The sequence below is a fragment of the Asticcacaulis sp. P4_H10 genome, assembly GCF_056400965.1.
The window spans coordinates 294,657-314,044 of sequence record NZ_JBFUKH010000001.1; the positions used below are offsets into that span (position 1 = coordinate 294,657).

Here is a 19,388-nt window from a genome sequence, read left to right on the forward strand (position 1 = left end):
AGAAAAGCGCTGGTCCGACGACCGGCGCTTTTTCTTTAACCGGCGTTGGGCGTGGCGCCGTGATTATGCCCATGTATCAGGTCGAACCTGACCTTTTTGCGCTCCCACAGCCATTCATGCAGCGGGAAGGCCACAGTCTGGACCAGCGGTTCCAGCAGGCCAATGCCGAGCGCGATCGCCCAGTTGCCGGTCAGCAGATAGGCCAGGGTCGAGGCGATAAAGACGTGCATAGTGGCGTAGGATAGCGTTTTGGCGACGAGACGCATGGGATGAACTCCTGTTCTCTCACGACAATATCGCTTTCCCGTACAGATGTGTAATTGATAATCATTATCAATAATCCAAATTTTAGTTATGGCTGGCTGAATGCCAGGTTTTTCGCGAAGAAGGGCAGCAGGTCGGTCATGACGCGGCCGTCTTCACCCCATGTCCGCTCACCCCACCAGGCGTGGTATTCCTCGGCTTCATAGTTCACGCCATATTCGTCGAGCATCCGGGCAAAGGCCTGGTTTGAAATGACATGGTCGTAATTGCCGTCATTGCGGCCCCAGTCGAACTTGAAAGCGCGCAGGCGTTTCAGGTTTCCGGCGTGCTCAGGCAACTGATTGACCAAGGCGAAGTTTTTAATCAGCCGGGCCGTCTGCGCGGCGTCGATGTTCAGTTGGCCATTCTCACGTCGTGCGGAAAGGTCAACATAAAGTGGCGGCTTGTCCGGATTGGGCACGTAGGCCTGATAGATGCTGAGGAAAATGCGGGCGAACACATCGTCGCCGAGCTCGGCCAGGGACTTCGCGGCTTGCAGTTTCTCCCAGTTGGGCCGGCTGTGCATGGTCTGGACGCCTGTGCCGGTGCCGACGGGGTGCAGGGCGTAGACGCTTCCGAATACGTCGGGGTTTGTCATCCCGAAGCGGATGGCGCCGTAGCCGCCCATCCGGTCGCCAGCCATGCCGCGCGAGGCTGCTGTTGCCAGAGTCCGGTAATGGCCGTCGATATAGGGTACCAGTTCCTTGATCATAAAGTCCTGCCAGTTGCCGGTGACCGGCGAATTGACGTACCAGGACGAGCCCATCGGCGTTGAAAAGTCTGCCGTGACGACAATGACGCTGCCGATCGTGCCGGTCGCGATTGCGGCGTCCAGCAGTGCTTTCGCGCCGTGCGTGGCAAAGGGCTCGGTCTCGGTCTCGTTCACATTATTCAGGAAATAGATGACAGGAAAGCGTTTGCCTGGCGTGTCGTAGTCCGCCGGTACATAGACGCTGACACCGCGCATCGGCGAAATGCCGAGCGTGTTGTCGGCAAAATTGGTCGAGCGGATTTGCGTGTGATCGAGACGGCTCTCGGCGCCAGCAGTCGGGGCAAGTGCCAGGCAGAATAGCGCAGCGGGAATGGATAGCCATTTCATCTTTGTCTCTCCGGTCAAGCGTTGTGGCCTGCGGAGAGGAGTGGGATGAACAGCCGATTTGGGCAATCATCGTTCGCTGAACGGGACAGCCCGGTCGCCAAAAGGCTAGACGGAGAGGGCGGATAGTCCTTCGCGAAAGCGGCGGCTGATGCGCAGTTCGGTGCCGCACGTCAGGCTTAAAGCCCCATCGCCATGAGCGCCCGTGCGGATTTCCGTCACGCGATCCAGCCGCACAATTGCGGCGCGATGGATGCGGGCAAACTGGCCAGGGGGCAAGCGCGCAGCCAGTGCGCTCAGCGAGTCATCGATCAGGTAGGACCGGCCTTTGCAATGGACTTCGGCATAGTCGCCGGCAGCACCGATCCAGTCGATGTCTTCGAGATGGATGACGCGCGTGACGCCACGTGACCTGGCGATCAGCCTGGGAGACTGTTCCGCCAAGATGCTTCGGATGCCGGCGGTCTGCGACAGTCGCTGGCGGGCGCGGGCGACGACCTTGGCAAAGCGCTCATCGTCGAAGGGTTTGAGCAGGTAGTCGAGCGCCTGGACTTCAAAGGCCTGGACGGCATAGGCGTCAAAGGCAGTAACGAAGACCGTCGCCGGCATGGCATCGACACCGACTGCGGCGATGACGTCAAAGCCCGACATTTCCGGCATCTGGATATCAAGAAAGACGAGGTCGGGCCTGAGCGCCGCAATCATGTCGACCGCTTCGGCGCCATGACCGGCTTCACCAGCAACGACGATATCGTCCTTCAGCAGCGAAACGACCCGCCGCCGGGCCAGGGGCTCGTCATCGACGACAAGGGCGCGGATCATTGCGGCACCTCGATGACAACCGCAAATCCGGCATCGGGAGAAGTGGTAATAGTCAGGGATTGATGATCGCCGTAAAGCTGATGCAGGCGGCGCTTCGTATTGCCAAGACCGATGCCGTCGGTGAACGCGGTCGCCCCGCGCCCGTCATCGGCCACCGTCAATTGCACGCCATTGGTTGTTCGATCGGCACCAATCGTCAAGGTGCCGCCGCGCACGCGTGCGGCCAGGCCATGCCGGACGGCGTTTTCCGCCAGGGGCTGAAGGAGCAGGGCGGGGACCCGGCAACTCAGCGCCTCCGGATCGATCCGGCGCACGATCGTCAGGCGATCGCCCAGCCTTTCCTGTTCGATGGCCAGATAGGCGTCGGTGAAGTCGAGCTCTTCTGCGAGCGTGCAGGTCTGGCCGCGCCCGTCGATCGACAATCGCAACAGGTCGCCCAGCCGCGCGATAAGGCGATTGGCGCGCACGGGGTCTTCGGGCACCAGGGCCGAGATGGCATTCAGCGTATTGAACAGGAAATGCGGTTGCAGCTGCGCGCGCAGGGCGGCGGCCTCGGCCTCGGCCAGTTGCGCCTCCAGTCGCGCCGAGGCGACTTCGCGGTCGCGCAGGCGGGCATAGGCACGCCCGGCAATGACGAGGCCGATGATCAGGCAATAGATCATCAGATTGATGTGGAGGCTGCCCGACAGCTTGATCGCGATCAGGTCGCCCACGGCTGGAAAGTGCGAGTTATGGCGGTGGATGACGCGGGCCATGGCGACATAGATGAGCGCATGGCCGACGGCAACCGCGATCCCCGCGGGCAGGTGAACGGCGACGAAACGTCCGATGGCGCGGCTGTTGAAATCGAAGCGGACCGCCAGCCAGACGACGAGCGGCGTCATGACCGCCCACGCAAGATACCACGGCAGGGTCGTGATAAACGCCTGAACCCATGGCTGCGGCGTGCCGGTTACGCGCGACGACACGTACATCTGCACGGACATGATCAACGATACGACACACCAGATGGCAATCACCATGGCGAACCAGGCGGCTTTGCGGCGCAGGATCGACCAGTCGGAGAGGCGGGGCAATGTCATGACCGGAGGATCAGCCATTTGGCGTTGTCATGCAAGGCGCATGAAAAAGGCGCCGGATCGTGAAATCCGGCGCCTTAAATCTGGGATCATATCTCAGTTCTGATCGAGCGAGCCCGAGCCTGAGATATTAGACGCCAGGCTTTCCGGCTTGGTCTTCAGCTCGACATTGCCCGACCCTGATAGGTCGACCGTGACCTTGCCGGAAGCATGGATGTCGGCATTGCCCGAACCGCTTAAGCGGACTGTAGCGTCCTTGGCGCGCAGGTCTTCCAGATCGGCCTCGCCGCTGCCGGACAGGTTGACATTGGCGAGCTGGGTGACGCCCGAGCCATGGAAGGAGCCGCTACCGTGGACTTCGACATCGAGCTTGGGCTGGTCGTAATTGTGAACGTCGACGACGCCGGAGCCCAGCACCTGGAAGCGCGTAACCGAAGGGGCGGTGACGACGATGCGCAGGCCCTCGCGGTTGGATTGCGCATCGATGCCGTCCTTTCCGATCGTAAAGTTGACCGAATCCGGAATGTCCGGCGAGTCCAGCATCCACAGCTTGCCCTGGTCGAAGCGTACGGCGTCGATGAGCGCCTGGGGGCCGGTGATGTGGATCGAGGCATCGGCGCCCTGGACATATTCGACATCGGCATCAAGTTCCGAAGCGAGGCTATCACCTCCGGGCCAGGCGATTGTGCGTGTGGCCTGCGGGGCTGGCTTGGCGGCGTCGCCCTTGCGGAAGCGGAGATGGTCGCCGTCCTCGATCACGCTGATCGAATAGCCCTTGGTGGTGATTTCCTTGCCCGCCAGGGCGAAGGCTCCGGCGAGGCAGACAACCGACACGGCCGTCGTAATGCCTGCGATGACAAACAGTTTCTTGATCATATCTGCCTCCAATCAGGCGTGTGCGTCGAGCGCGGGTTTCAGGACCTTGTAGTGCAGGCGGGCATACCAGACGACGCCGTTAACCAGCCAGATGGTCAGGGCGGCGGTCACTGTGCCGACCGCTGTGGCGCCAGCCATCAGGCCGACCCCGCCCAGCAATGCCACCGCCCAGCCGCCCGGCAGGGGCAGGAAGGGACCGACGGCGAAGATGACCCCGCCGGCGATAAAGACGCCGATGGCAGCGGCGAAGAAACCGACCAGAGCGCCGGCGACGCTGCCGAGCAGGGGCAGGAGGATGAAGACATCCAGCGCCCCCAGGCCGATGATGCCGGCAATGGCGCCCGCTGCGGACGACGGCGTCTTGGCCGTTTCCCAGTTCTTCATGCCGGCTTCGGCGCGCAGTTCGCGGGACAGCCGGTCGGGGTCGCCAAGCGCCGCAGCCACTTCGGCTTCGGAGCGCCCTGCGGCAGCGGCTTCATTGAAGTGCGCCTCATAGTCGGCAGCGATGTCGGCGATGGTCGAAGGCGAGAGGCCGCTCAGGCCACGCTTCAGACGATCCATGAATTCAGTGCGAGTCATCTCTCTCAAGCCTCCGGAGCGGGCTGGGCCAAGGATGGCGAAGGTGGGGTTAGAAGTGTATCGACGGCGCGCGAAAAACCACGCCACTCTTCGGTTTGCGCTTTCAGAGCCTGATGCCCTTGCTGGGTCAGACGGTAATATTTGCGCGATGGGCCTGACGACGATTCGACCAGATAGGTTTCGACCAGTCCGTCGGACTGCATGCGCCGCATCAGGGGGTAGATGGTGCCTTCGCCCATGCCGATGGCATCGGAAAGCCTTGAGGCGATCTCATAGGCATAGTTCTCGCCGCGCGCCAGCACAGCCAGGACACAAAAGCCCAGGACCCCTTTCTTCAGTTGGATATCGATGGATTCAGCCATGATCCTTGGTTCCAGTTTGGCCGCCCTGTCCCGGATACGCGCCTAAATGCATCCCGGACAGGGTGGGCAGCGCTGCGAACTGCAGCGCCATGACCAGAGATTACTGCAAGCTACCTGTTGATGCAAGGTACATAACATTAAATGATAGTAAGCTTTGACAGGTAGCTATCAAAGCTCTGGAGCGCGGCACGGCGGCGTGCATCGCTAGACGCGGTTTAGGCGCTTTGGTTCTGCTGGAATGTCAAAAGAAGGTCAGGGCTTGTAGAAGACAAAAGCCGCGCCACAGGCGATAAACGTAAAGCCGACGGCCGTCTGCCACTTCAGCGGTTCACCGAGATAGAGCCACGAGAACAGCACAAAGACGATGAGTGTAATGACTTCCTGGATGGTCTTGAGTTGGGCGGCGCTGAAGGTGCCGTAGCCAATGCGGTTGGCCGGAACCTGGAAGCAGTATTCGAAAAAAGCGATACCCCAACTGGCCAGCACCACGATCCACAGCTTTTCCATCTTGAACTTGAGGTGGCCATACCAGGCGAACGTCATGAACAGGTTGGACAGGATCAGCAGGCCGACCGTGGCGATCGATGGGGGTATGGTAGGCATCACTATGGTCCGGCAAGAATCAGAGACTGGTGGACAGCCATATTCCCCATTCGTGCTGGACGGAAGTCCTTATGCCATCTGAAAGCGCTGGGCGTCGCGCTGGGCGTTTTCCGCCATGGTGCGCAGGCCTGCGTGATCCGGAAGCTGGGCCGAAAGGTCGCTGAAGACGGTGTGCGCCTTCTTATAGAGCGGACCGGCCTGATCAAAGGCGCCCTGCATCTCGCGGGCCTGGGCGCTTCGGGCCAAAGCGATGCCCTGGGCCGACTTGGCCTGGATATCGTCAGGCTTAAGGTAGGCGCGGGTTTCGTGCAGGCGACCCAGTTCTTCGAAGGCATCGCCGGCGGCCTGGATGTCGCCAGCCTTCATCTTCAGGTCGGCATAGGGCGCCAGCAGTTCGAGGCGGGTCGACGGATCGCCAATCACGGTCAGGGCGCGTTGCAGCACCGGCAGCAGCTTGGAGGTGTCGTTCGACATCTGATAGCGGCGCGCCAGATAGACGTGGATATTGGCGTCAGTTGGATCGAGCTCCGACACGTTCTCATAGGCGGTCAGGGCCTTGGGATCGTCTCGGCCCATATTCAGGGCGCCGATGACACGCCAGATTTCGGCGGCTTGCGGATTTTCACCGGCGGCGGCGAGATCGGCGGCCTGGGTCTGCAAGGTATTGGCGGCAGCCGACAGGTCGCCTGAAGCGATCTGCTGGAAGGCCTGGGCGCTTTGCGGCGCCTTGTCGTAATAGAGGTAGGCCGCGCGCACGCCCAGTTCATCGGCGGCGATAGCGCGGGTGCTGTCGGGCCAGACGGACAGGGCCATCTGTACGGCCTGGCGAATTACGGCTTGATCGTCAGCCGGCTCCATGGCAGCGGCGACAGCGTGAAAACCGCTCAGTTCGGCGGCAGGTTCGGCAATGGGGGCTTCCGGGGCGGATATGGCCTCGCCCTCGGGTGTATCAAGGAAAGCTCGGGCGGACGAGACAACGGCATTGATGTCGCTGGCCGGGACGGTGCGTGGTTCCACAGCGGCCGGTTCGGCCAGAAGTGCGGCTTCGACAGGATCATGCGTCGCCGCGACTTCCGCTACAGCTATCTCCACGTCACTGGTCGCGTCTTCAATCTTCACGTCGGGGCGAATGGGTATCACCTGGGCCGACGTGATCTGGAGACCGTGCGTTTCCGACAGGGCGGCATTTGCGTCAAAACCCGGCTTTTCCGTCGGCGTCTCTGGCTGGCGCGTCAGGAAGCTGTCAGACGCGTTGTCCGAGAAGATGGCTGGCTCCAGCGAATGTATCTCAACCGTGCTGATTTCCATCGACGGTGGTTCGGCGATCTGGGCGCCGGCGCTGGGTACGGCTTCAACGGCGGTCGCCGGAATGACGATGCCGTTGGCGGCCATGCTCTGGGCGTCGAACTTCAGGCTGGCGCGGGTATTGGCGGGTTCGGCCGGGACGCTGACGGCGGTGTCGAACGGCGAGGGGACAGAGGCCAACTGGGCTTTGTAGGTTCGCGGACGCGATGCCGAGGCGGCAACGCCGCTGATCAGGCGCGCGATCATGCCGGCCAGACCGACAATCAGGACGATGACGCTGACGCCGAAGACAACGGGCCATGTCGGCTCGGTGCGCAGCCAGTCGAACCAGTCGGCGACGAAGGGGCTGGTCATGGGCGCGTTGCCGATATAAAGCGCGCCGGCGCACGCGGCCAGAGCCACGATGGTCAGGATGACGAAGCCCGTAACTTTCGGGCCTTCGGTGACGTCACGCGAATCCGTAGTCGAAATGCTGCTCATTCAAGCCCCCGATACGCTCTGTTCATGAAACCTTAACCCCGACTTTGGCTTTCTGGCAAATGTTACTTGGTCATCCTGTCCCAGAATCGCGAAATAAACAGGCATTTGCGGCTGTTGTGCAACTTTCTCGCCAAAGCCTTGCGTCCTGCGGCGGATGTGGTTAGAAGTCGAACATATGATGAACAGAGTGCGGATTCTGGGACTGGACCCCGGATTGCGGCGATTGGGCTGGGGCCTTATCGATGTCGATGGGGCGCGCCTGTCGTGGGTAGCGCATGGTGTTATTGCGCCCGCCGAAGACCAGGAGCTGGCGGTGCGCCTGCTCAACCTGTTCGACGGTGTGTCCGAGGTCATCACTCAGTGGCAGCCCGACGAAGCGGCCATCGAGGAGACCTTCGTCAATATGAACCCGTCATCGACTTTGAAGCTGGGCCACGCCCGCGCGGCCGCTATGCTGGCGCCGGCGCGCGCCGGTCTGCCGGTGGCAGAATACGCCGCACTCGATATCAAGAAGTCGGTGGTCGGCGCCGGCCGCGCCGACAAGGACCAGATCATGTTCATGATCCAGCGCCTGCTGCCCCTGGCCGGCAAGGCCGAGGGCGGGCTGAAGGCCGATGCTGCCGACGCTCTGGCCTGCGCGATTACCCATGCGCATAAGCGCAAGATGCGTAGTTTAAAACAAAGCCTGAAAGGCGTGGCATGATTGGTCGTCTGCGCGGAATTTTGCTTGAGCTCAGCGAAGAAGAGATTCTCCTCGAATGCGGAGGTGTTGGCTATCTCGTCCGTTGTGGCGTGCGCACCCTGTCGGCCGTGTCGGAACTCGGCAGCGAGGTGATTCTGCATATCGACAGCCAGACGCGCGAAGACGGCACCCGGCTCTATGGTTTTCTGTCGAAGGACGACCGCAAGGCGTTTCAGGCGCTGCAGGGCGTCCAGGGCGTCGGCCCGAAGGCCGCACTGTCGGTGCTAGACATACTGACGCCGGGCCAGTTGGCGCAGGCCGTGGCGCATGAAGACAAGACGGCGGTCGGTCGCGCCAATGGCGTCGGCCCCAAGTTGGCGCAGCGCATCGTCATCGAGCTGAAGGGCAAGATTCTGCAGACGGCGGAGTTCGAGCCCGTGCCCTATCATGCGCCGACCCCGGCCAAGCCTTCGGTCAGCGGGGAAAGCATCGCCGCGCTGGTCGGTCTGGGCATACCCGAAAATCAGTCGCGTCTGGCGGTCGATACCGCCCTGAAGCAACTGGGTGACGAGGCGGAACTGGCAGCCGTCATCCGGGCGTCACTCAAGGCCATGGGTAGGTAATCATGGCGCGCTTGCTTTCCGGCGATGCGAACGCCGAAGACATGGAAGAACGGGTTCAGGACCGGGCGCTGCGGCCCCAGAGCTTTGACGATTTCGTCGGTCAGGCGCCGCTCAAGGCCAATTTGAAGGTCTTCGTTGCCGCCGCCGCTGGCCGTCGCGAGGCGCTGGATCATGTGTTGTTCTATGGTCCGCCGGGCCTGGGCAAGACAACACTGGCGCAGATCGTGGCGCGCGAACTGGGCGTCGGTTTTCGCGCGACATCTGGCCCCATGCTGGCCAAGGCGGGTGATCTGGCGGCCATCCTGTCGAACCTGGAACCCAACGACGTCCTGTTCATTGACGAAATCCACCGGCTCAATCCGGCGGTAGAGGAAATCCTCTATCCGGCCATGGAAGACTATGTGCTGGACCTGATCATCGGCGATGGCCCGGCGGCGCGCACCGTGCGTATCGACCTGGCGCCGTTTACCCTGGTCGGGGCGACGACGCGGGCGGGCCTGTTATCGACACCGCTCCGCGACCGGTTTGGCATTCCGTTGCGCCTGGAATTCTATACGCCCGAGGAACTGGTGCGCGTGGTCCTGGGGACAGCGCGCAAGATGGGCGCCAGCCTGTCGGAAGATGGCGCCATGGAAATCGCTTCGCGCTCACGCGGTACGCCGCGCATCGCCGGACGGTTGCTCAGACGTGTGCGCGACTTCGCGGCCGCCGATGGCGTGGAGGTCATTGACAAAAAGGCGGCGTCCAAGGCCTTGGCCCGGCTTGAGGTCGATACGTCGGGTCTCGATCATTCCGACCGGCGGTACTTACGCGCCCTGATCGAAAACTATGGCGGTGGACCGGTCGGGCTTGAAACTATAGCGGCGGCGATCGCCGAGGCGCGCGATGCGGTCGAAGACATGATCGAGCCCTATTTGTTACAGCAGGGCTTTATCCAGCGCACCCAGCGCGGACGGACAGCGTGCGCGCGCGCCTATCTGCATCTGGGCCTGTCGCCGCCGGCGCAACCGCCGGCGACACCCGATCTCTTTGAAGGCTAAGCTTTGCGTGTGATCCAGTAGTCGGCGCCGAAGCGGCCCGAACCCGTGGCGATCATTACGGCCGTCAGCAGCAGGATATAGACGTTTTCCGGAGCGTCGGGATAGACGAAGACGGCGATCACCGTCGTCATGACGAACAGGCCTGCGGCGGCGAAGCGTGTCAGCAGCCCCAGCACGAGCAGGACCGGCAGGGTCAGTTCGGCGGCGGTGGCCATCGGGGCGGCCAGTTCGGGCGGCAGGACGGGGACCTTGTACTCGTCACTGAATAACGCGATCGTAGTCGTCCAGCTGGCGAGCTTGGTCAGGCCGGAAAAGAAGAAGAACTTGGCCAGCCACAGCCGGACGGCCAGCAGTGCCGCGCCGGGTAGCCAGTCAGCCGCCGACAGCCGTTGCTCAAAAGTGACATAGGCGCGGATCAGGCCGGAGAGCGGAGATGGGGACGCAGTTCGGGCGTTCATTGGCGTGTCCATGAGAAATTTCCTTTTATTTCAGTTGGATGTCAGAAGGTCGTTTTGAACGAGCCGCGCCAGCAGCGTTTGCAGCAACAGCAAGTCGTTGTCGTCAGGGCTGAGCGCATCAAGGGCGCTAAACAGCGATCGGTGGGCCGCGACGAGAGTGAGGAAGTGGGTCTCGAGCGGGGCGAGGCAGAGGGAGATGACGTCGTCATCGGCCGTCCTGCCAACCAGAAGGTCACAGGCGATCATGACCGGTGCGGTTACGGCTTCGCCCGCCAGCAGAGCGGCATGGAGCGGCTTGATATTGTAGTCGAGGCGCAGAATGCTGACCGAGGGATGCAGCGCGCAAACGGCTTCAGGCGTCATCAGGGCCTCGAGCGCGCAGGCTTCGGCGTCACGAGCGTGGTGGGCGTGATCGAGCGCGCGCTCGAATTCGGCCAGGTCCGCCAGCCACGGCAGGGATGCGGCCTGCGGGTGGTGGCGCAGGAAATCCGGAAATGCGTCGCCATAGCTATTGCGGTCGCCCGAGGTCAGGGCGTGGCCACGCACATAGTCGCGGGCAAAGGCGTTGAAGGGCTCGTCGCCGAGCGCCTGCCGGCTTAAACCAAAGCGTTCGCCCAATACCTCGATCAGGCCGAAAAGCCAGGTGTCGTGGTGGACGCGAAGCCCTGCTGATGCAGAGGCGGGCGTCATGAGACTGGCCAGGAAGTCGCGCTGGAAAATTGCGAGATTGGTGGTGTCAAACATGTCCGGTCTCCATAACGCCGCGCATGACCTGGGCGCTGCGAGCATCGGCACGGGCAGCTTCGTCGAGCAGGACGTCGAGATCAGGCAGGGCGGTATCCCACTCGATCAGGGTCGGCCGGTCGCCGAAACGATCGAGCGCTGCATCATAGAGCGCCCAGACCTCCGGACGGATGCGGCGGCCATGGGTATCGATCAGCAGGACCTGGCCGTTGTCGCTTAGGCCTTCGTCGTGTCCGGCCAGGTGGAACTGCCCAATGGCGTCGCCGCGTCCGAGCGCTGCCAAATAGGCATAGGGATCGCGGCCGAGATTGTGGGCGCTGACATAGACATTATTGACGTCGAGCAGCAGGCCACAGCCGGTCATGGCCGCCAGTCGCAGCAGGAATTCGGGTTCGTCGAAATCGAGGCGGTCGAAGACCACGTAGTTCGACGGATTTTCAATCAGGACCTGGCGGCCCAGAACGCTCTGAAACCGGTCGATATGACGGGCGAAGACGTCCAGGGCTTCATGCGTAAACGGCAGAGGCAGCAGATCCGGGACAGCGACGTGGGCATAGGCGCTCCAGCTCAGGTGCTCTGACACCAGGGCCGGTTCGAACCGTTCTACGAGGGCTGCGACCTGGGCCAGATGGTGCTCGCACAGGCCGTCGGCGCGGCCGAGCGACAGGCCGACGCCATGAAATGACAAGGGATAGTCCGCGCGCAGACGCTCCAGCACCTTCAGCTTCGCGCCACCGCCGAAATAGTTTTCGGTGTGGACTTCAAGAAAGCCGACAGGGGGCGTCTGCGCGCGGATCGCTCCGATATGAGGCGCGCGCAGGCCGATGCCTGTGCGCGTGCCGATCGCTGGACCTGGGGGGACGTCGCGGATCATGGGCGGCCTCATTGGGGGGCAGAGCGATTTTAACGATTACTTCGCGACGGTGCCGCCGGCGATCTTGGCGCAGGTGCCGGTGGGGACGTAGACCCATTCGGCGGGATCGCGGTCGGTCTTGGCCTGGCCGGCGCAGGAATGGGCCTTGTTGGCGCAGTCGTTCATGTGCGCCTTGGCGACGCCGGCGCACTTTTCAAAGCCTTCCTTGGCGGTGGCCGTCGTGGCGATGGCGGCGGCGCCACCGACCAGGGCGGCGAGGGCGGCGGTGACTTGCAGGGCGCGGACAGCAGTGTTCGACATATGAGTAATCCTCTCGATCTGATTTATGGGAGGGCAGCATGCCCACCTGATCAGCAATACGCAGCGTCCCAGAACCCGGTTACATCAGCGATGCACTTTTTTTGCTCGCCAAATCGGGCAGGCGCGTTTTACATGCGATCAGGACGGGCAGGGTGTAACCTTACGACACATGAGTACGTATGAACCCGATAAGTGGCAGTCGCAGATGCGCGCGGCTCTGGGCGGTGACACGGCCGCCTATCGCGCGCTTCTGGGTGGACTGCGCCCCTGGCTTGTTTCCTATTTCCGCCGGCGCCTGAAGGGCGCGGACAGTGAAGACCTTGTACAAATGACCCTGTTGAGTTTGCACGAAAAGCGCCACACCTACGATCCGGCCTCGCCCTTCCTGCCGTGGATCGCGGCGGTGGCACGGCATAAGTTGATCGACTACGTCCGCAAGTCCGGCAAACGCGTGCACGTTGAACTGGACGACGATATCGTCGGCGACGACAGCGGCGGCTTGCCGGCCGACCTGGCGCGTCGCGATGTCGAGGTCCTGCTGGCGCAATTGCCCAGGGACCAGGCGCGCATCATCAGCCTGCACAAGCTTCAGGAGTTGAGCATAGACGAGGTTTCGGCCACCACCGGCAAGAGCGCGTCGGCAGTAAAGGTTGCCATCCACCGCGGGCTCAAAAAGCTGCAGGCGCTGGTCGGCGGCAAGCCGACGGAGGCCGCCGATGAGTGACGATATCCTTGATGATCTGGCGCACGACCTGAAACCCGCAAAGCCTTTGAACACGCGAGCGCTAGGGATAGGCGCGGCCGTCGCAACGGTGCTTGCGGCTATCTACATCTTCTTCCTCTATGGCGCCCGCCCGGAACTGAGGGCCATGCTGGGCGGCGATTTCGCCGTCGATCCGATGGCCTGGTTCAAGCCGTCATTATTCATAGCCATTGGCTCAGGGGCCCTGTGGTCGGTTATGGATCTTGCCCGGCCTGAGGGACAGTTGCGCTTGCGCACCCTGGCGCCGCTGGTGATCGCGGCAGGCTTTGTGCTGGTTGCCCTGATCGTGGACCTCTTCGCGCGCGGCCTTGGCGCCTTCCGCAATGTCGGCGATCCGTCCGTCCTGTGCGTGGTGACCATCGTTTGCGGCGGCGGCGCGGGGCTCATTCTTATGTGGCGATTGTGGCTGCGGCGGGCAGCGACATCGCACCCAGGTGTTCTGGGGGCGATGAGCGGGCTGGCGGCGGCGTCACTGATGGCGGCGGCCTATGCCGTGCACTGCGACCGCGATACGCCGATCTATATTCTTGGCATCTATGGCGGCGGCGTCGCCATCCTGACGACTGTCGCCGCCATGCTGGGTCGGAAGCTGCTGCGCTGGTAGCGTCCAAGACGGACCTTAGTTCAGGCAAACCTTAGTTCGTCTTCATCAGTGCCTGGCGGATCGGCAGGAAGCGCTCGTTAAACGGCAGGATGCCCGCGCCGCGCGCCGCCGCATCGACGGCCAGGTCCGCGCGCCGGACAGGCGCCAGGTTTAGAATGCGGTTGGACTGGGTGGACATGCGTGCATTCAGCTTGGCGCACAGTTGTTCGATGAACTCCGCTGGCATCCGGCCGCCGATGAAGAAAGCTTCGGGGTTCAACGCGCAATTCATGACCAGGAACGGCTGGAAGAGGTGGTCGGCGGCGCGGTCCATCCATGCGTCGACGCGCGCCACGGCGGCCGGTGGCAGTCTTTCCAGGTCTTCTGGTGTCGATACGTCGATGCCGGATTTACGCAGATAGTCGTAGAGCGAATAGAGGGAGACCATGTCCTCCATGCTGCGCGTGTCTCCGGCTTCATCCCGGACGGGCAGGTAGCCGATTTCGCCCGACATTCCATCCGCGCCGCGATAGTAGTGCCCATCGATGACGACGCCACCGCCAAGGCCGGCGCACATGATGGTGTAGACGAAGCTGCGGTACTGCAGGCCGTGACCGAACTGCATTTCGCCAATGGCCGCTGCCGCCGCGTCATTTTCGACGATTACCGGAACGGGCAGTATTTCACTGAACATGTCCGCCACGTCGATCTCGGACCAGATCTCATAGGCTTCAGGACGATTGGCAACCGGAACACGGCCGAGGTCGTGCGGTATCGCAATGCCGATACCGATCAGCCGGTCGATATCGATGGCGCGCGAGGCGATGATCTTGTCGACCTCTGTCTTGAAGAAGGTGACCACGTCTTCGGGCATGGCGAAATGGACTTCGCGGCATTCGCGCGCGCGCACATTGCCCAGGAAGTCCAGTGCCACGATGCCGATATGGTCGCGGTCGATATTGAGGCCGATCGAAAATGCGCCGTCGGGATTAACGACCAGCTTGGTTGCCGGCTGGCCCCTGCCGCCCAGATGGCGCCCGGCCTTCAGGATCATTCCGTCGTTGAGGAGGCGTTTGGTAATGTTGGCGATGGCCGGCGCCGTCAGGCCCGTCAGCTCGGCGATTTCCGCACGCGTGATTGGCTGGATGGCAGCCCGTACGGCCTGCAAGGTTACGCGCTGATTGTGGTCGCCGGCACGTTCGAGATTGGTACCGGACAGGGCGTCCCCTAAACCATGAGGTTTTGTCCCCTGACCACGTGCTTCACTTCGGCCGTTGCGTTCATCCGCACCCATTCACACCCCTCCCGGGGAACCGCTTATTTAAGTTACGCCTGGATTCGCGGTAATCAATCCAATCTGGCCGTTGCGTCGTAAACCTTTGTCACGTGCGCGATCCCTGTCGCTTATGACATAAAAGCAAAGACTGCAAGCGTCAGGCACAAAAGTGACCAGGATGCACTAAGGCAGCTCCGTTACACCTTGAAGTAGGTCTCGTAGAGCGCCTCGTCAACCAGGTTCAGATTGTACTGAAATACGTCGATGAACTCGTGCAGACCGCTGGCGATAATGTGGGCGGCGTCGGCGCCGTGAATCTTCTGCACCAGTATCGCCATCTCGCTTTCAGCCTTGTTCGACTGGCCGTGGCCGTCCAGGCTGCTCAGCGCGCTAGCCACCCGATCGAGGCAGTGGACGACCGAACGCGGGAATGCCTTGCTGAGCAGCAAAAAGGCCGTGACGTCGCGGTAATTGATGCTGTGGTACTGCTGGCGGTACATTTCCAGCGCATTGACCGACTTCAGCACGGCGCCCCACTGGACGGTGTCGAGAGCACTGTCGATGACTTCGCCGTGCGGCAGCAGGATGAAGTATTTGACGTCCAGCAGCCGGGCGGTCTTGTCGGCGCGTTCCAGCATCTGGCCCATATGGGCGAACTGCCAGCCGGAATAGCGGCTCATCGTGTTGTACATCAGGCCGGTGAACAGGTGCCCGGACAGTCGGACTTCGCGATAATAGTCGTAGAGATCGGCCAGGGACCGCTTTCGGCTGTGCGCCTGGGTCAGGTGGTACAGCTCGTTGATCTTTTCCCACATCTCGACCGGGATGATCTCGCGCACCGTGCGGGCGTTTTCACGCGCCCGGTAGATGCATTGCAGGATCGAGTTCGGGTTCTTTTCGTCAAAGGTCAGGAATTTGACGACCGTGCGTTCGTCGGCGACCTGGTAGCGCTTGTTGAAATCCTCGTCGTCGCCGGAGGTGGCGATGACCGGATACCACTGCGTCTCATCCTTGCTGAGGCTCATGTCGAGCATCAGATGGAAGTTCACGTCAATGAAGCGGGCGACATTGTCGGCGCGTTCGAGATAGCGCGACATCCAGTAGATCGAGTTGGCAACACGGCTCAGCATGCTGCACCTCCATCTTCACCGATGACCCAGGTATCCTTCGAACCGCCGCCCTGGGAGGAGTTGACCACCAGCGAGCCCTTCTTCAAGGCGACGCGCGTCAGGCCGCCGGGCAGGGTGAATATCTCTTCGCCATAAAGCGAGTAGGGGCGGAAATCGACGTGGCGGCCTTCGATGCCGTTGCCGATCAGGGTCGGGCAGCGCGACAGGGCCAGGGTCGGCTGGGCAATATAGTCGCGCGGCTTGGCCTTGATCTTGGCGGCGAATTCCTTCTGCTCGGCCTTGGTGCTTTTAGGGCCGATCAGCATGCCATAGCCGCCTGACAGGTTGACGGCCTTGACCACCAGCTTGTCGAGGTTTTCCAGCACGTACTTGCGGTCCTGATCGTCCTCGCAGATATAGGTGCGGACATTCTGGGAGATGGCCTCTTCACCGAGATAATATTTCACGATCTTGGGGACATAGGCGTAGATCGCCTTGTCGTCGGCGATGCCGGTGCCGGGCGCATTAGCCAGGGCGACCGTGCCCTTGCGATAGCAGCGCATGATGCCAGGAATGCCCAGGAGCGAATCCGGCCGGAAAATTTCCGGGTCGATGAACTCATCGTCGATGCGGCGATAGATGACGTCGACCTGCTGGAGGCCGGCGGTCGTGCGCATATAGACCTTGTCGTCCTCGACCACGAGATCAGATCCCTGTGCCAAAGGCACGCCCATCTGCTGGGCCAGGTATGCGTGCTCAAAATAGGCGGAGTTGTAGATGCCTGGCGTCAGCACGATGATATTGGGATCATCCTTACCATGCGGCGCGATGTGCTTGAGCGTCCGATACAGGTGATCGCCATAGTCACTGACCGGCCGGACTTTCATGGTCTGGAAGACGGCGGGCATGATACGTTTCAACACCGCGCGGTTTTCCAGCACATAGGAGATACCTGACGGACAGCGCAGATTGTCTTCGAGGACGTAGAATTCGCCATCGGCGTCGCGGACGAAGTCGGTGCCGGAAATGTGCGTCCACACGCCCTTTGGCGGAGACAGGCCTTCGCACTGTTTGAGATAGCACTGCGACGAGAAGATCATTTCGGCCGGAATGACGCCGTCCTTGACGATTTTCCGGTCGTTATAGATGTCCTGGATGAACAGGTTCATGGCGTGGAGGCGCTGGGCGATGCCGCGGTCCAGCTTGGCCCAGTCCTTTGCCGACACCATGCGTGGGATGATGTCGAAGGGCAGGATCTTCTCGGTGCCCTTCTTGTCGCCATAGACGTTGAAGGTGTTGCCCGACTGGTAAAGGATGTCCTCGGCCTGTTTCTGCCGGCGCTTTAGTTCGTTGCGACTGAGCTTCTCGATCTGCTCGATAAGGGGCTGCGCGGTAGGGTGCGCCACACCGTCCTTACGGAACAATTCGTCGTAAAATCCATCAACCTTGTAACTCTCAAGCGCCAAGAGCAGCCCCTTTGTCGGGTTAGTATGAAATTACAGAAAGACCTCGTTCATTGTGACCTGAACCCGCAGCGTTTCCTTACCCCCGCCCCTGTATATGGTCCCCGCCGTGGGCGTCGCGTCGAGGTAATTGCGGCCGGCTGCGACACGGACATGGTCCTGCGTCACGCGACAGCCGTTGGTCGGATCGAACCCGCGCCAGCCAAGATAGGGGATGTAGATCTCCACCCAGGCATGCGAGGCGTCCGACTGAATCTTGTTTTCGTAATTGGCGCCGGTGAAGATGTAGCCGACGCGGTAACGGGCCGGGATGCCCAGGAGGCGCGCCAGGCAGATGAACAGGTTGGCGAAGTCCTGGCAGACGCCTTCGCGCATGGCGTAGACGTCGAACGGCGTCGATTTTACCGTCGTTGAGCCCGGCACATAACGGAAGTCGCGATAAATGCTCAGATTGATGTCGTTCAGCGTGTCCATCAAGTGGCGCGCATTACGCTCGGCGAAGCTCATGGCATAGATCAGCAGTTCGCGAATCTGCGTTTCTGGCAGTTCCGGTGGTCGCAGATAAGGCTCCATCATCGTCTGCTGCCACGGCATCATGGTCAGTGGCAGGAAGGGCTGGCGCTTGTCCTGCGACATGTCGTCGACCGGCTGGCCGAAAATCTTGACCAGCGAGCGGCACGATACCACCAGCTTCTTGTATGGCTTGATGATCGAATAGTGGATGGTCTGATTGCCGAACACGTCCTCGAAGCGCATGCTTTCGCCTTCGGACGACAGGCTGAGCGTCGAGTTCAGCACCTCCTGGCCCGAGTCCTCGACAGGCATCAGGCGGAAGCTGTGCGTCGAATGTTCGACCTCGTTTTCGTATTCGTAGGCGGTCGAGTGGATGACGTCGTAGAGACGATAGGTGAGGGGCGAGCCATCGGGCGTGTGGGTCAGTGAGCGCGTGTTCAGGATATTGTGCTGAACATTCTTCATCTGCTGCAGGGATTGCAGGATGGAGAGCTGCTGCGCCTGGGCCTGCTGATCGGCAAACGGCCGGCCGGTCAGGCCGCGCGACACCGATGGCGGCACGACCATGCCCTGCAGGTGGCCGTCCTTTTCATGGACGATCTGCTGCGGCTGGGGATGCTTCGCGGTTTCCTTCTTGTTGGTCCAGGCGATCTGGCCGCGGCGAGCGATAATCAACTGGCCCTTCTGCATCGGCTTCCAGTCACCCTGACGGAACGGCGCCGACGAGAAGACGAGCGCGGTGCGGAAGGTGTCACGCGGATTATCGACGGTGAACGAGGCCGAATCGCCTTCGAATCCACCGGCCGAATGCGGCGGGCTGATGCGGTTGTAATAGAGGCGGGTTTCGGACTGCGAGCCATAGAAGACGGCGACCGTCGTGCCGTCCGAAATGACCATGTCGGCGGAGCCCATGTCGTCCAGTTGCAGGAACCACGACAACAGGATCTGGTGGTCGACATCGGTCAGCGAGCGAGCGCCGTAGTCCTGGATCTTGCCGAGCAGGAAGCAGAAAGCCAGCTCCGAATCGGTCCGGCCCATGGGCTCTAGGAAGATCGACTTGTTGAAGTGCAGCTTCTTCATGGCCATCTTGTCGAGATCGCCATTGTGCATGAACAGCCAGTCCTGGCCGGCGAAGCTGCGCGAAAAAGGCTGTGTTTCCAGGTGGGTATAGCCCGAAGCCGCGCCGCGCACCTTGCAGAAGAAGACGGTGGAGCGGAAGGCGTCCCAGTCTTCCATGGCGCCGCGCAAAGATTGCGTGTCGCGCGCCGACGGATCCTTGGCGACGATGGCCGCCTTGTTGTCCGCAGGGTACCAGGCCAGGCCCCAGCCCAGCGTATGCTCGCCCTTTTGCGGTCCCTTGCGGAACCTGAGGTCGATCGCCGGCGAACTCAGGCCGTCGAAGGAAAAGGCCAAAATGTCACTCGAAATGGCGCTCACAAAAACGACCTCTTTATT

22 protein-coding genes are annotated in these 19,388 nt (G+C 61.7%); 5 read left to right on the forward strand and 17 right to left on the reverse strand.

Annotated elements, in window-relative coordinates; genetic code table 11:
- Positions 1-35 precede the first annotated feature (35 nt).
- From AC1DON_RS01220 to AC1DON_RS01260, 9 genes are all read right to left on the reverse strand, one after another.
- Entirely contained in the window at positions 36-266 is a 231-nt protein-coding gene (locus AC1DON_RS01220; RefSeq protein WP_476932907.1) for a DUF2061 domain-containing protein, read from the reverse strand.
- A gap of 86 nt (positions 267-352) precedes the next feature.
- Positions 353-1,402, reverse strand: coding sequence for an alpha/beta hydrolase (locus AC1DON_RS01225; RefSeq protein ID WP_476932908.1), 1,050 nt, complete (start codon positions 1,400-1,402; stop codon positions 353-355).
- Positions 1,403-1,507: 105 nt separating this feature from the next.
- Entirely contained in the window at positions 1,508-2,221 is a 714-nt protein-coding gene (locus AC1DON_RS01230) for a LytR/AlgR family response regulator transcription factor (RefSeq protein ID WP_476932909.1), read from the reverse strand.
- Positions 2,218-3,303 (reverse strand): sensor histidine kinase, encoded by a 1,086-nt coding sequence (locus tag AC1DON_RS01235; RefSeq protein WP_476932910.1) that lies wholly within the window; start codon positions 3,301-3,303, stop codon positions 2,218-2,220. Before AC1DON_RS01235 ends, AC1DON_RS01230 begins: the two co-directional genes overlap by 4 nt.
- A 93-nt stretch (positions 3,304-3,396) precedes the next feature.
- Positions 3,397-4,176, reverse strand: a complete 780-nt coding sequence (locus tag AC1DON_RS01240) for a GIN domain-containing protein (protein WP_476932911.1) — start codon at positions 4,174-4,176, stop codon at positions 3,397-3,399.
- A 12-nt stretch (positions 4,177-4,188) separates the two neighbouring features.
- Positions 4,189-4,755 (reverse strand): DUF1700 domain-containing protein, encoded by a 567-nt coding sequence (locus AC1DON_RS01245; RefSeq protein WP_476932912.1) that lies wholly within the window; start codon positions 4,753-4,755, stop codon positions 4,189-4,191.
- 5 nt (positions 4,756-4,760) lie between these two features.
- Positions 4,761-5,117: a PadR family transcriptional regulator gene (locus AC1DON_RS01250; protein WP_476932913.1), complete on the reverse strand. Its 357-nt coding sequence runs from the start codon at positions 5,115-5,117 to the stop codon at positions 4,761-4,763.
- A gap of 252 nt (positions 5,118-5,369) precedes the next feature.
- Positions 5,370-5,720: a DMT family protein gene (locus tag AC1DON_RS01255; protein ID WP_476932914.1), complete on the reverse strand. Its 351-nt coding sequence runs from the start codon at positions 5,718-5,720 to the stop codon at positions 5,370-5,372.
- A 69-nt stretch (positions 5,721-5,789) separates the two neighbouring features.
- On the reverse strand, positions 5,790-7,505 hold the full coding sequence (locus AC1DON_RS01260) for a hypothetical protein (protein WP_476932915.1): 1,716 nt from the start codon (positions 7,503-7,505) through the stop codon (positions 5,790-5,792).
- A 175-nt stretch (positions 7,506-7,680) separates the two neighbouring features.
- Here AC1DON_RS01260 and ruvC point away from each other — a divergent pair, with 175 nt between their 5' ends.
- From ruvC to ruvB, 3 genes are read left to right on the forward strand one after another with little or no spacing between them, the layout of a single operon-like run.
- Positions 7,681-8,208, forward strand: coding sequence for a crossover junction endodeoxyribonuclease RuvC (ruvC, locus tag AC1DON_RS01265; RefSeq protein ID WP_476932916.1), 528 nt, complete (start codon positions 7,681-7,683; stop codon positions 8,206-8,208).
- A complete protein-coding gene (gene ruvA, locus AC1DON_RS01270; protein WP_476932917.1) occupies positions 8,205-8,810 on the forward strand; it encodes a Holliday junction branch migration protein RuvA in 606 nt (201 codons plus the stop codon). Before ruvC ends, ruvA begins: the two co-directional genes overlap by 4 nt.
- 2 nt (positions 8,811-8,812) lie before the next feature.
- Entirely contained in the window at positions 8,813-9,850 is a 1,038-nt protein-coding gene (ruvB, locus tag AC1DON_RS01275; protein WP_476932918.1) for a Holliday junction branch migration DNA helicase RuvB, read from the forward strand.
- On the opposite strand, the gene AC1DON_RS01280 is transcribed toward ruvB, so the two are convergent.
- From AC1DON_RS01280 to AC1DON_RS01295, 4 genes are read right to left on the reverse strand one after another with little or no spacing between them, the layout of a single operon-like run.
- Complete coding sequence (locus AC1DON_RS01280) at positions 9,847-10,308, reverse strand: DoxX family protein (protein WP_476932919.1); 462 nt, start codon at positions 10,306-10,308, stop codon at positions 9,847-9,849. The genes ruvB and AC1DON_RS01280 overlap by 4 nt on opposite strands.
- 30 nt (positions 10,309-10,338) lie before the next feature.
- Positions 10,339-11,052 carry an HvfC/BufC family peptide modification chaperone gene (locus AC1DON_RS01285; RefSeq protein ID WP_476932920.1) on the reverse strand — a complete coding sequence of 238 codons (714 nt, stop codon included), beginning with the start codon at positions 11,050-11,052 and terminating at the stop codon, positions 10,339-10,341.
- Positions 11,045-11,926, reverse strand: coding sequence for an MNIO family bufferin maturase (bufB, locus tag AC1DON_RS01290; protein WP_476932921.1), 882 nt, complete (start codon positions 11,924-11,926; stop codon positions 11,045-11,047). Before bufB ends, AC1DON_RS01285 begins: the two co-directional genes overlap by 8 nt.
- A 36-nt stretch (positions 11,927-11,962) precedes the next feature.
- Complete coding sequence (locus tag AC1DON_RS01295; RefSeq protein ID WP_476932922.1) at positions 11,963-12,226, reverse strand: BufA1 family periplasmic bufferin-type metallophore; 264 nt, start codon at positions 12,224-12,226, stop codon at positions 11,963-11,965.
- Between the two features lie 169 nt (positions 12,227-12,395).
- Here AC1DON_RS01295 and AC1DON_RS01300 point away from each other — a divergent pair, with 169 nt between their 5' ends.
- Together AC1DON_RS01300 and AC1DON_RS01305 are read left to right on the forward strand one after the other, a co-directional pair.
- Entirely contained in the window at positions 12,396-12,950 is a 555-nt protein-coding gene (locus AC1DON_RS01300) for a sigma-70 family RNA polymerase sigma factor (protein ID WP_476932923.1), read from the forward strand.
- Positions 12,943-13,593, forward strand: coding sequence for an NrsF family protein (locus AC1DON_RS01305; protein ID WP_476932924.1), 651 nt, complete (start codon positions 12,943-12,945; stop codon positions 13,591-13,593). The genes AC1DON_RS01300 and AC1DON_RS01305 overlap by 8 nt, the downstream gene beginning before the upstream one ends.
- A gap of 31 nt (positions 13,594-13,624) precedes the next feature.
- Here the strand turns inward: AC1DON_RS01305 and AC1DON_RS01310 are convergent, their stop codons facing one another.
- From AC1DON_RS01310 to AC1DON_RS01325, 4 genes are all read right to left on the reverse strand, one after another.
- Positions 13,625-14,866, reverse strand: a complete 1,242-nt coding sequence (locus tag AC1DON_RS01310; protein ID WP_476932925.1) for an ROK family transcriptional regulator — start codon at positions 14,864-14,866, stop codon at positions 13,625-13,627.
- A 179-nt stretch (positions 14,867-15,045) separates the two neighbouring features.
- Entirely contained in the window at positions 15,046-15,978 is a 933-nt protein-coding gene (locus tag AC1DON_RS01315; protein WP_476932926.1) for an alpha-E domain-containing protein, read from the reverse strand.
- Positions 15,972-17,423, reverse strand: a complete 1,452-nt coding sequence (locus AC1DON_RS01320; protein WP_476932927.1) for a circularly permuted type 2 ATP-grasp protein — start codon at positions 17,421-17,423, stop codon at positions 15,972-15,974. Before AC1DON_RS01320 ends, AC1DON_RS01315 begins: the two co-directional genes overlap by 7 nt.
- A gap of 30 nt (positions 17,424-17,453) precedes the next feature.
- Positions 17,454-19,370: a class II glutamine amidotransferase gene (locus tag AC1DON_RS01325; protein WP_476932928.1), complete on the reverse strand. Its 1,917-nt coding sequence runs from the start codon at positions 19,368-19,370 to the stop codon at positions 17,454-17,456.
- Positions 19,371-19,388 lie beyond the last annotated feature (18 nt).